General features: G+C 44.7%; 12 protein-coding genes and 1 pseudogene. 10 read left to right on the top strand and 3 right to left on the bottom strand.

All coding sequences use genetic code 11. The annotated features are described in order from the left end of the window. Position 1: 1 nt before the first annotated feature. The 9 genes from ADA01nite_RS17805 to ADA01nite_RS17765 all read left to right on the top strand — a co-directional run bounded on the left by ADA01nite_RS17805 (position 2) and on the right by ADA01nite_RS17765 (position 5,120). The gene (locus tag ADA01nite_RS17805) at positions 2–592 is read left to right on the top strand and encodes a DUF6809 family protein (protein ID WP_146811764.1); all 591 of its coding nucleotides are present in this window, start codon (positions 2–4) and stop codon (positions 590–592) included. A gap of 28 nt (positions 593–620) precedes the next feature. Continuing rightward, positions 621–950 carry a sigma-70 RNA polymerase sigma factor region 4 domain-containing protein gene (locus tag ADA01nite_RS17800; RefSeq protein ID WP_146811762.1) on the top strand — a complete coding sequence of 110 codons (330 nt, stop codon included), beginning with the start codon at positions 621–623 and terminating at the stop codon, positions 948–950. A 42-nt stretch (positions 951–992) separates the two neighbouring features. Further along, positions 993–1,373: a Mor transcription activator family protein gene (locus tag ADA01nite_RS17795; protein WP_170230362.1), complete on the top strand. Its 381-nt coding sequence runs from the start codon at positions 993–995 to the stop codon at positions 1,371–1,373. A gap of 1 nt (position 1,374) precedes the next feature. Continuing rightward, positions 1,375–1,719 carry a Mor transcription activator family protein gene (locus ADA01nite_RS17790; protein WP_146811758.1) on the top strand — a complete coding sequence of 115 codons (345 nt, stop codon included), beginning with the start codon at positions 1,375–1,377 and terminating at the stop codon, positions 1,717–1,719. 39 nt (positions 1,720–1,758) lie between these two features. Further along, complete coding sequence (locus tag ADA01nite_RS17785; RefSeq protein ID WP_146811756.1) at positions 1,759–2,364, top strand: hypothetical protein; 606 nt, start codon at positions 1,759–1,761, stop codon at positions 2,362–2,364. Positions 2,365–2,383: 19 nt separating this feature from the next. Continuing rightward, positions 2,384–3,211, top strand: coding sequence for a hypothetical protein (locus tag ADA01nite_RS17780; protein ID WP_146811754.1), 828 nt, complete (start codon positions 2,384–2,386; stop codon positions 3,209–3,211). Positions 3,212–3,226: 15 nt separating this feature from the next. Beyond that, the gene (locus ADA01nite_RS17775; protein ID WP_146811752.1) at positions 3,227–4,144 is read left to right on the top strand and encodes a major capsid protein; all 918 of its coding nucleotides are present in this window, start codon (positions 3,227–3,229) and stop codon (positions 4,142–4,144) included. Between the two features lie 243 nt (positions 4,145–4,387). Next, positions 4,388–4,549: a Mor transcription activator family protein gene (locus ADA01nite_RS23125; RefSeq protein WP_146811794.1), complete on the top strand. Its 162-nt coding sequence runs from the start codon at positions 4,388–4,390 to the stop codon at positions 4,547–4,549. Positions 4,550–4,625: 76 nt separating this feature from the next. Beyond that, positions 4,626–5,120 (top strand): DNA-binding domain-containing protein, encoded by a 495-nt coding sequence (locus ADA01nite_RS17765; protein WP_146811750.1) that lies wholly within the window; start codon positions 4,626–4,628, stop codon positions 5,118–5,120. A 151-nt stretch (positions 5,121–5,271) separates the two neighbouring features. Here the strand turns inward: ADA01nite_RS17765 and ADA01nite_RS17760 are convergent. The 3 genes and pseudogenes from ADA01nite_RS17760 to ADA01nite_RS17750 form a co-directional block, all read right to left on the bottom strand. Further along, positions 5,272–5,484, bottom strand: a pseudogene (locus ADA01nite_RS17760) (acetone carboxylase subunit gamma); the annotation flags it as partial. 13 nt (positions 5,485–5,497) lie between these two features. Next, complete coding sequence (locus tag ADA01nite_RS17755; RefSeq protein ID WP_146811748.1) at positions 5,498–7,774, bottom strand: hydantoinase B/oxoprolinase family protein; 2,277 nt, start codon at positions 7,772–7,774, stop codon at positions 5,498–5,500. 20 nt (positions 7,775–7,794) lie between these two features. Beyond that, positions 7,795–9,939: a hydantoinase/oxoprolinase family protein gene (locus ADA01nite_RS17750; protein ID WP_146811746.1), complete on the bottom strand. Its 2,145-nt coding sequence runs from the start codon at positions 9,937–9,939 to the stop codon at positions 7,795–7,797. Positions 9,940–10,281: 342 nt separating this feature from the next. Between ADA01nite_RS17750 and ADA01nite_RS17745 the strand changes: the two genes are divergently transcribed. Beyond that, positions 10,282–12,237: a sigma-54-dependent Fis family transcriptional regulator gene (locus ADA01nite_RS17745; RefSeq protein WP_146811744.1), complete on the top strand. Its 1,956-nt coding sequence runs from the start codon at positions 10,282–10,284 to the stop codon at positions 12,235–12,237. Positions 12,238–12,541 lie beyond the last annotated feature (304 nt).

The following is a 12,541-nucleotide window of genomic DNA, read 5'->3' as shown; positions in this document are numbered from 1 at the left end:
TATGGGTATCAACTGGAATCATTTGATCTATGATGCGCGCGAGGAAGCCCAAACGCTGGCATGTCAAGGAGAACGGTATAAACAAGCCGCTGCGGAAGTGAGCAGTCTTGAACATGAAGTGAAGACCTTACTGCCAGATGACAAGCAGCATCTGTTGACGAGACTGTCCGACGCAGATACGACTATGCATGCGGAATACGAACGGGAGCTGTATCTGGTCGGCGTGCAGCACGGATACGAATTGGCCAAATTCTTGAACTGTCAGACGCTCGCGCGAGCAAGTCAAACGGAAAATCTCACGGATACACCGTCCGAAATTTCAGCCGAAGATGTGATGTTTGCCATGGACGAGCAAATTAATACCTGCCTGCAAAGAGATCAGGCATACGCGATAGCCAGCCAACGAGCAACTGAATTGTTCGATACGATGAAACGCGATCTCCCAGCCGACAAGGTGAAATTACTCATCGAATTGGACAACGCATTCGCTGAGAAAGAAGCGGAGAAAACAAAAATTTACTATGCTGTCGGTTTACGTCACGGTAACGGTTTGAGGGCAATCCTCTCCCCCGTCGCGGCTTCATGGGGATAACGCATAATGAAAAGGAGGGGCGCGGCGGTTGGGTGCAGCGAAAGAATTCTGGTTTAAGGAAACAGAGCGCTGGCTTAAGTCCTACCCGGAATGGAAGCGGAATCTGCCGCGCTCCTGCGACCTTTTCAATTACGAAGAGTTTTATCGGGTGGATTTGATAGAGCAGGCACTTCGGGAACTGGGCGATGAAGAACGGAAGCTATATGAATTATTCTACCGACAGAACAAAAGTTATATTGCCATTAGCTTGGCCATGTACATGAGTCGGACGACGGTATACGAATCCAAAATAAAACTAATTCGCAAGCTTGCGGAACGGTTAGGCATCAAAAGCCGTCACAACGTAAGAGAGGGTTGACTCCCCTCTCTTTTTTATTTTCAACTGCGAACTTTCAGTGTTTTGCCATTCGATAAAATAAAAGATGAAAACAGACCACTGAATGAAGGTGTTGATGTGACAAACAATATCGATTTCAGTTCCATCCTGCATGAAGCGCAGCCAAGCGATTTTCCATATCCGTATAACTTCATCGCAGAAATTGCCGGAGTTGAATCGGCATTGGTTTTAGCGCGTGAAATAAGCGGCATGTATTATTATTTTCCGGTTTACCGAAACGCTACAAAGAGACTTCGACGGCGACTGATTCTAAAAGAATTTGATTCTGGTTCTTCTATGAAGGATATCGCTCGAAAATGCGATTTGTCGGAAACGGAGGTGCGGAAAGAGATAAGGAAAATGAAAAGAGCAGCTTCTGAAAAAGACAATATTCGGGGTGGGTAGGATGCTGGTAAGCAATCAGCAGAAGTACGGCTCGTTCATGCATGAAATACAGGCAAGCGATCTGCCGCGTCCTCATAATAGGATTGCCGAAATCATTGGAATCGAAAAAACACTTGAGTTATCAAGCCTATTAGGCGGTTCAATGGTCTATTTCCCCATTCATGCCCATGTGACGCGCAAATTAAGAAATCTGTCGATTCAACGAGATTTCGAAAGTGGTATGAGTCAAAAAGAACTGGCTCATAAATACCGGCTATCCACAGGGTGGGTGTGGGTAATTCTTCGGGAATTCCGAAAGCAGGAAAATAACCGAGAAATGAATGAACGCAGTCACGTCAAGCCATAACACGAAAATAAACATATGAATAGAGGAGCGAACGAACCCATGTTTACCGTACAACCGAACAAAAAGTTGGAAGAGTTATCCGCGCTGGACAAGCGGATCAGGGAGCAACGTAGCACTTGGAATGAGCAACAATCGGAATTGAGAAATCGAATTGCTGCTCTGAAAGACCAATTGCATCAGTGCCTGTTGCAAGAAGGCAACGACGAAACATCGAACTACCCGGAAGTTGAACGGCAATTGAAAATCGCCGAAGCGCAACTCGCCGAAATCCAGCGCTCGATTGCCCCCATCGAAGCCGAATGGGCTGAACAACAAGCGGAGCTTCTGGAAGCGGCGATTAAGGAAGCCAGCGTGTTTGTTGACGGGGAATGCATCAAAGAAAAGGAACGCATCGAGAAGGCATTGTTTGCCCTGAAAGAGCAGTATCACGAGCACTTGAGGGAGCTTGGGCGCGTGTATGAAGCCGCCCGAATCAAACACGAGGAACGCGAGTCCCTTCTCATGAGAAAAGACCCCTCCCATCAGCGTCAGCGCTCCGGGATGCACAATCGGTTCGAGTTCCGATCCTGGGCGGAATACCTCATCGAAGAACCGCGCGATGCGGACAAATATTTCAAAGAAGGCATTCAAGCAATGCGCGGCTAACTGAATGAAAGAAGGGTACATGATGAAATGGTATGAGATTTTTCGTTCAGGACGGTATGAGCCGCAAGGCCAATTTACTGAAGACGACCTTCAGCAGATCGCAGACAACTACGAGCGGGACGGTGCCGCAGCCCCTATCGTCATTGGGCATCCGAAAGAGGAACAGCACGCTTACGGCTGGGTAACTGGCGTCAAACGAGTGGGCAACAAACTGCTGGCCAGCTTCAAAGATGTCGTTCCTGAATTTGCCGCAGCCGTCAACGCGGGGCGATACAAGAAGGTCTCGGTTCGGCTGCGGAATACAGGGAACGGCTGGACACTTCGGCACGTCGGATTTCTCGGGGCGGCGGCTCCAGCTGTCGAGGGACTGCCCCCCATTGAATTTGTCGGAAACAACGGCGCATATATCGAGCTAGACTTTTCAGGAGAAGAAAGGACGGAAACAGGAATGACACACGAGGATTGGAACAGGAGGATCCGCCAAGCTCTACAACGTGAGCGTGAAATCGTTGCGTTTGTCGCCAGACATGAAGCGAAACTGCCGCCCGCGATGCGTAAGGGGCTGGCGGAATTTATGGCTGAATTGTCGGATGAACAAACCGTCGAGTTTTCGGAAGACGGAGAACGGAAACGGCTATCCCCTTACAGCTTTTTCAAACAGTTCGTGACTGAACTGTCCGAACGGGGAGCGTCATTTTCGGAAGACGCAGGGAAATCAGTATTTCAATTATCCGCAAATGACCGGATAGACAGCGAGCGGTTGGAGATCGACCGAAAGGCAAGAGACTTTGCGGCGCAGCATCAATGCAGCTACGAGGATGCGGTTTTTGCCGTGCTGCGGACATAAGGAGGAAATGAATCAATGACATCATTAAGTACAACGCGTATGGTAGACCCGATATTAACGAATGTCGCAATCGGCTATCGCAATGCGAAATATGTAGGCGATGCCCTTTTCCCGATCATCCCGGTAGACAAGGAGCAAGGGAAAATCCCGAAATGGGGAACGGAATCGTTTCGCATCTACAACACGCGCCGACAAATTCGAAGCAAGACCAACCGGGTAGATTTTGACCCGATCACGGTTCCATACATGCTGGAAGAAGAAGCGCTTGAAGTCGCAATTGATGACCGGGAGTATGAGGAGAGCGCTGGAGTCTTGCAATTGGAAATGAGCCGGACAAGGATGCTGACCGACAACATTCGGCTGAAAATGGAGAAAGACCAAGCTGATGCTGCACAAAACCAGGCAAACTATGCTTCCGGGCATACGCTGGCTCTTTCCGGAACGGACAAGTTCAATGACGATACAAGCAAACCTGTCGATGTGATCGGCGATGCTCGCTCGACGGTTCGCTCCAAAATCGGCGTATATCCCAACGTCCTCATGCTTGGCGTATCGTCATTTGAAGCGTTGAAAAACCATCCGGCCATCATTGAACGCATTAAATATTCGCAGACAGGTGTGGTGACCGCTGCGATACTTGCAGAAGTATTCGGAGTGGAAAGTGTAGAGGTCGGAGAAACGGTCTATGCGAGCAAGGACGGCGTTATGCAAGACGTTTGGGGAAATGTTGCTATTCTGGCGTATGTACCGCCAGCCGGAGTGCGGGATATTTGGACGCCTGCGTATGGGTATACCTTACGGAAGAAAGGCCGTCCGATGACGACGAAGTATCGCGACGATACCGTAAAGTCTAACGTCGTGCATGTCGCGGATGTGTACGGCGTACAGCCTACAGCCATGGATGCGGGCTTCCTCATCCAGAACACGGTGTAAGAAGTTCATCGTACAGGTTCTAAAAATGAGAAGGGAACAAGCAACAGCAGTGTCCCTTCTCATTTCATCCGTTTATGACGGAGGGTTTATGCGCCTTGAAGAGTTTATAGCGGACATGCGAATTGATGAGTTTATGGGCGAAATGACGCCAGACGATTTGCCCGAACCGTATAATCAAATGGCCAAGCTGATCGGAATTGAAAATACCGTGAAGATCATCAATAATTTCGGCGGGTTCAAAATATATTTCCCAAGGGAGAAGTTGTCATTAAAAGGTTTCGGAACGAGCGAATCTTCAAAGAATACAACGGACACAATGCGAGAGAGTTGGCTTGGAAATACGGCCTCACAGAAAATTGGTTGAGGACAATTTTGAGGGAAAACGGCTTTACCCGCCGAAAATGAAACAAATCAATCCAGCGTTTCTGTGAGATTTTTGGTAATTTACGACAGCAGGCAATTCAGTTCGGAGGTGTAAAAGGTGGTGGAGCAGAAACATTTACAGGAGCTACAAGAACCGATTATTAGAGCGATACGCGATAGATTTGGAGAGAATGCCTACGAGAGGCTAATGAAGCGGCTAGAACTGGTACAAAAGGCCATCGCGCTCGAAAGCGTAAGGTGGACGTACGACAAAAAGTGCATCCTTGCCATGTCCGAAGGCGTCTCTGTCCCGACGCTGTACCGTTGGACGGAAATCTATAAAAAGAATGGCCTGCTCGGACTGGTTCCTAAGAATATTCGAGATGAAATGCAGCGCGACCAGCGAGAAAAACAATTTCGCAGCATGGATAAGCAGGCAGTTGAGTTTGTAACGTCCATGTACCAGCAAGCCCCCCGCCCCTCTGTTCCCTCTATTTATAGACAACTTCTTGCCGCTTCCAAAGAGAAGGGCTGGAAAGTCGGGAGCCTCACTACTTGCTATAGAATCGTTCGGGATATTATGCTGTCTGCTGAATCTCAATCAAACTTGTAAAGCTGTCGAACAATTTTCAATCTAACAGCATACTCACTTCGTTATCACCCGCACAATTATCAAATAATTGAAACGTAATACGCGCCGTTCAAAGTTCGATTTTTTCAAGTAAACATGAGATTTTTTTTATTATTCAATGCGACGCCACAGTAACGCGATCGCCGTTCTGCTTTTGCACGATATATAAGTGTAAACCAGCAGGCAGAAGGATCTTATCATCCCATGGAACCCTCTCCTGAAGAATTTCCAGGTACAGATTAAAACGATTCGCATCTTTAAAATTGGAAAGCATCTCTTTAAGTTTGAAAAAATCTATTGAACCATCAATCAATTCCTCAATTGTTCTCTTATCGTATGTGGTCATCTTTTCACCTCTTTTATTTCAGTTTGTTTATTGAGCCAAAGGTTGGCATATCAAGCTCAGATTCGTTAATAATCCAGTCCTTTGGCAAATTCCAAAAATCACGGAATTCATTTAGAAATCTTTCGCTTAGCGAAAAACTGCTGGCATACATGTGGAGAACAGGTAGAGCCGCTTTTTTATTAAGGACATTCTGCCGTTCTTCCTTAATCCATTCACGTGTTAGTTTTCCACGTTTAATCCGTTCTTGACGGATTTCGGCACGCCTTTTTTCTGTTTTCTCACTATCAACAATCCATCTTCCTTTTTCATCCTGCTCGATAACCGCGCCGTATACTTTTTCCGCATAGTCCGGGAGCAGATATCCACCGTTTAAATCCTCTTCAACCTTTTTCGTTTGCCGCTCTAACGGATCACCGAATCCGGGACCGCCTTTGAGGTAATTTAAGTAGAGGTCATAATTTTCAAAGATGGTTTCAGTTGTAATCGCTTGCTTATCGCGCTGAATCTCTTTGGCTTCAATTAACTTCTCATACTCTGGATTGCCCGGATCCGGATCTCCGCCCAGGGGAATCGGAAGTTTTTTCTCAATGAGCTCCTTAATATTCGTTCCATGCGCTTCAAAACGATAGCCGGATGCCGCCGGATAACCGCCCATTAAGCCGCAATCACTGGACATATAACCGTTCCCCATGAAGAACATCGTCCAATCTTTGGCTCCCCAAACCATCCGCAGAGTTTCGTAACCACATCCGCCCCTGTACTTTCCATAACCGCCAGTGTTCGGTTTAATGCTTCTTCCCAGATAGAGAAGGGGTTCGGCCATCTCCCAAATCTCCATATCCCCCATATCCCCTTCGGGATTCCAAATCGCAGCGGCGTGATCCAACCCGTCTTTAACCGCATTCGCCCCTGTTCCTTCAGCGGCCGCTTCAAAGCTATTGACAGCGTGGTTCTCACCATACTGGTTAAATCCTCCACCCTGGAGCCAGTTGCTGGTATTTGCATTTCCAGCATTGACTTCCTCCAAATAACCGCGGGCGAAATAGGTACGGCTCAACGCTCTCCACAATGGGCTCCAGGCAGAGACAAGGAAATGCCAGGCGTAACTATGTGCTGTCCTGATATCATCCGGGGATAGCCAGGAGCCATAAGGCAGGCCAAATTGGCTGGCATAATAAGCTCCATCGTTTACGCGATCGTTCGGAATGAGCGTTTGCGACATCATTACCCAAATCCCGCTGGAGATAGAAACAGGTGTAGCATTATAGCTGTGCCATCCCCAACGGTTTACCCCTTCAAAGTCGATTTCAAACTTTCCGTCCCGATGAATGATCATCTCGGATGGAGCATGCATAATCGTATCCACCTTGGCATAAGGAGGCACTTCCAGGTTTTTATAAGGAACATCGACAAAAGATACTCCGCGGTACCTGCCGGGGATGGTCATCGACTTAACCTGATTAATGAAACCGCGGCGACCATCTTCGATTACCTCACGAATAAACTGTTTATACGTATCAATTCCTTCTTCAGCAATAATGTTATGAATCAAGTCACGAATCATATGACAACCGGCGATCCTGGTGCGCTCATCAAGTAACCAGTATTTCGTCGTGCGAACAGAACGCTGGCTTTCAATGACCCAGTCCCGAAGAAGGGTATCGTTTTTCCCTATTTTTCGGCAGGCTACCTGATAACCGTCATCATATCGTGTGACCGGACCTACAGTCATACTTCCCGGGGCTGTTGCACCTACATCGATAACGTGAGTAACCCCACCAACCCAGCCTACTAATTCATCCTCCCAAAAGATAGGGACAATCGTGTGAACATCGCAAGGGTGAACGTTTCCAATTTGACAATCGTTATTGCAGAAAATATCTCCCGGCTCAATCCCCGGGTTTTCTTCATAATCATTTTTAATCATATATTTAATTGCCGCACCCATGGTTCCTACATGGATGATAATCCCTGTAGAAGTGACAATAGAATCTGCTTCCGGGGTATATACGGTAAAACAAAGTTCCCCTTCCTGCTCTACAATAGGAGATGCAGCAACTTTTTTTGCGGTTTCCCTTGCATGAACGACACCGCCCCGAAGCTTGGAAAAGATCTTTTCATAGCGAATGGGATCAGCTTCCTTGAATGTTAATTCTTTTAAACCGGCATAATGTCCGGTTGTCAGGCTGATCCGATCGATTTCCTCCCTCATTTCTTTTAACGGTTTTCCATCCCAGCCTATGCCTTTCTTCACTTTAATTCTTTTTAAATCTTCCTCTTTTAAAGACATGGAATCCCCTCCTCAACAATTTATTTCACAATTTCTTTCAAATGGAAAATGCGATGTTGATCCAAATACGTTTCAAAACCCGGTGGAACAACAAAAGTAGTAGCCGGAGACTCGATAATCGCAAATCCTTCAATTCTGTTCCCTGCCTTAAGCGCTTCCATTTCCCAGATGTCGGCTTCCGTCCAGGCCCCTTTCCAATAAACTTTACGTCTTCCGAGAGAAGCATTCTTTGGCGGTTTTTCCCCATATAAAGGTTCTTCTGGAATTTTCGGTTTAGCTACTTCAACCATACCGCGAACAATGGCACCTGTAATCGTATAACCTAATTCCGGTGAACGAGCCGCCCTGGCATAAACACGGCTGTAAGTTTCTTCAAAGGAAGCAACCAACTGGTTCCAATCGTCTACTGTTTCTACTCTATTCACAGGAGATTCAATTTCAAGGTCGTTCAACTGTCCTTGATATTGCATCCGGAAAAAGAGACGGAAATCTACTTTGTCGCTGGAGAATTTATTTCGTTCAAATTCATGGGCTACCTTCTCCATCAATTCCTCCCAGGATTGTTGCAATCCGCTGCCGGCCATCAACTTTTCTTCTGCGGAAGCCCCGTCATTAACATTTAAATCCAGTGTTTTATCGTATCTGTATTCAAAATCGGCCGCTCCGCATCCAAAAGCAGAAAATCCTGCCGCCCAGGCTGGTACAAGAACATCCTCAAACCCCAGTCCCTTCGTATACCCCGCGGTATGAAGGGGGCCTCCTCCACCATAGGAGAAACAGACGTATTGGGATGGTGAATACCCTTTTCCAAGAATCATTGACTCGAGATAATTCCGTAATTGGGACTCCAGTAAGTCGATAACACCATAAGCGGCATCTTCTACCGATAAACCAAGTGGATCCGCTACCTGTTTCTTGACAGCTTCATAGGCGAGTTCCGGGTATAACTTCACTTCACCACCCAGGAAATTATCCGGGTTAATCAGTCCGAGCACAACATGGCAATCGGAGACGGTAACAGTATCAATTCCTCCAGCTGGATTACAAACTCCGACTCGATATCCCGCACTGTCAGGACCCAGGGTGATCGATTTAAAGTTTGGATCTATGCGAACAAAACTTCCTGCACCCGCTCCAACCGTATCCATCGCCACAAGGGGGAGCGACAATACCAGGCGAGCCATATCAGGACTGCTATTAATGCTTAAATCTCCCTGCGTAATCAAAGCAATATCAAAACTCGTTCCTCCAATGTCAGAGCAAGCAATATTTTTGATATTCAGAAATTCACCCAGATACTTAGCACCCACAACCCCGCCGATAGGCCCGGAAACGAGTGTACGGGCCAATTCATTCGCCTGATAGCTAATCGTTCCCCCATGGCTTGCCATAACACGTAAATCAAAGGTAGCCCCTTTTTCTTGAATTCTACGATTCATGACCTCTAACGTGTGCCTGGAAGGATCGGCCGCATAAGCTTCAATAATCGTCGTATTGGTACGGTGGGATTCTTTGCGAAGCGGATAATAATCGACAGATGCAAAGATCGGGACTTCTTTTCCGACTTTTTTCATGATTTCCTTTGCCATGTCTCGTACCCTGCGTTCATGGGCAGGATACTTATACGAATGAAGAAAGCTAATGACAATAGCCTCTACGTCCTGATCGAGCAAATCCAAAACAGCAGGCTCAACTTCATGTTCGTACAAAGGAATGACAACGTTTCCAAATACATCAACACGCTCCGTTATGCCGCGGGTCCTTTCTCTCGGAACCAGAGGCGGATCATAACGATGGGTATTCAGGTGCAAACGATCGGAATAAGAGTAACCAAGATAAGATTGAATAGCCCGTCCCATCCGATGAAAATCTTCCATCCCCTTATTGACAATCAGGCCGACCCGTCTTCCTTTACGGGACACCAAACGATTTAGCATCGCGGTACCTGAATAAACACCCGCCAGTAAATTAGGAAATGATTCCTCTACTGTTGTGCCCCAATAGGTAAGTGCGTCTGCCGCTGATTGAAGTAGACCGACCGATTCATCATGTGGTGTTGACTGAGCCTTCCCGACAACAAACTCCCCTTTGTCGTTAATGATGAACGTATCTGTCATCGTTCCTCCGGCATCAATGGCCAAAATTTGTGCATTAATACTTGCCACTTTTTTTCATCTCCCTTCAGTAGTATATAGTTACAAGAGTGAGGAGCCCTTGTTGCCTAATTACAAAAGCAAAATTAATGCCAATTTTAAAATATTTTCTAATAGTGAAAATTATCTATTTACATTCCCTTAACAAGGGATTTTATGTAAAAATTTGTAACATCAATACTACACCTGTAGCGCTACAGGTGTAGTATTGATGTTACACCAAATAAACAAAGCTCTGTTAGAGAATGAGCGGTTAACTTTTTTATATTTTCAAATTATATAGCTTTTATTTCTTAGTCATCTGCTGTAAAATATTTATAATAATCTGAAATTAAAGGAATAGGCGGAGGAACTATGAGCCCATACCTTGCTTTTCATTCAACCAGTGAACTCTATGGAAAAATGAAAGAACTCGAGAACCTGTGGGAAAAATTCGTCCTTACCAATTCGCCACCTGAAAAACTTAGATATTTGATTTATGAATCTTGGAAGCGCTGTCAAGAATATGAGGTTGATCCAAAGAAAAAACAAAGTGCTATTTCTCTAAACAATGATCAATTACTGGAAATCATGAATCATTCGCGTTTGTTTGAAGCAGCCGTTCAAATTATGGATGATTTATCTAAACAGATTCGTGGAACGGGTTACCTAGCTACCTTGTGTGATAGTGAAGGACGAATTATATATTTAGATGGAGACCAAAAGGTTTTAAAGGAAGCGGAATTAATGAACTTTTTGATAGGAGCCGACTGGAGTGAAAAAGCGATTGGGACGAATGCGATAGGAACAAGTTTAGCAACCGGTCATCCTGTTCAAATTTTTTCAGCTGAACATTACTGCCAGGGATGTCATCCATGGATATGTTCTTCGGCTCCTATCAAAGATCCATTAACTGGACGAATTCTTGGAGTGGTTGATCTGACAGGTTTATCATTTGAAGCACAACCGCATACATTAGGAATTGCTACGATGACTGCCAACTTCATCCAAAAAAGGTATAAAGAAATTTCTTATTCAACTCTCCAATATCTTCATCACTATTTTACACAGGTTGTTAAACGAAAAAATGGAGAAGCCATTATCTTATTTGATCTTTCCTTCAATATCATTAACGGGACGGAAAAAGCTCTGAAATTATTAAATATTCAACATTGGCAACAAATTGGATCGATCCCTGGTATTAAACAACTGCAAAATTTTCTTCTTAATCAAGTTCATATATGTAAAGAATCTTATCTGGACCAACTGAAACTGCACGTCCATGTTGAAGAAATTAACATACAGCTGGAGCGAATCGGTTTTCTTGTCTACCTGCAACCTCAACAAAGTAAAGATATAGTATCTTCCCCTGGTTTCTGTTATGATTCATCTCATCAGAAATGGTCAGAAATTATTGGACAATCCGAAAAATTTCAATCTACGATTCGAAAATGCCAATTGGTTGCACCAACGAGCGCATCAGTTCTCATAACCGGGGAAAGCGGAACTGGAAAAGAACGCATTGCCAGAACACTTCACCAGACCAGTCTTCGTCACAATTCTCCTTTTCTGGCAATCAATTGCGGCTCGATTCCCAAGGAATTAATGGCCAGTGAATTGTTTGGCTATGAACCGGGAACTTTTACAGGAGGAAATTCCAGGGGAAAACGCGGAAAATTTGAAGAGGCAAACGGAGGCACACTGTTTCTTGACGAAATTGGAGAGATGCCCCTAGATCTCCAGGTTCATCTCCTGCGTGTTTTACAAGAAAAAGAGATTGTTCGACTTGGATCATCTCACCCTATTCCTGTTGATGTTAGGATCATAGCTGCTACCCACCAAAATATCCCTAAATTAATCCAAGAAGGAAAATTTCGCACTGACCTTTACTACCGATTGAACGTAGTTGAACTGCATATTCCTCCTCTTAGAGAACGGGATCACGATATTATTTTATTGACTGAACACTTTTTAAAACGATTTTCGACAAAGTATAACAAAACTATTTTATCGATTGATACGGATGTTATTTCCTTTTTCAAAACTTGTCAATGGCCGGGAAACATTAGAGAGTTGGAAAATACCATTGAACATGCTGTGTTATTTTGCTTAACAAACAAAATTACTTTATCAGATTTACCGCGTTCCTTGCTTGAAAAAGAAAGGGCACCGCTTCTCTTACAGTCTTCACCGAATAATGAAGAAAAAAGCATGATTATTCGGTACATTGAAGAAGCAAACGGAAATCTTTCTGAAGTAGCTCGGAGATTAAATATAGCACGAACTACTCTTTATCGAAAAATGGATAAATACGGTATATCCAAACACTGATATTATCAAGTGATAACCATTTGAATAATATCCTTTTCTGTAGCAGCTTCATCGTTAAGTTTAGTGCTGTATTGTGATACACAGCAAGAATTATATTCATACTCACTATTTTTCTGGGATTAATGGAAGTATCGGTCTGCCATGCATTGATTCCCCTACTTTTTTCATCCCACTAAAGAAATCAGAAGCTATTAAAAGAAAAAAAGAGGATGCATACGAATTAGGGGGTCATTCCTTCTCATTTGTTATGATTTATTTAAAAACCTTAAAAATTTCCCTGGATTTTTTATTTTATTTTTTATAA

The sequence above is a fragment of the Aneurinibacillus danicus genome, from assembly GCF_007991215.1.
In the GTDB taxonomy this organism is placed as follows: domain Bacteria; phylum Bacillota; class Bacilli; order Aneurinibacillales; family Aneurinibacillaceae; genus Aneurinibacillus; species Aneurinibacillus danicus.
Note: the sequence above shows the minus strand (reverse complement) of the source record. Positions and strands in the feature narration are given on the sequence as shown.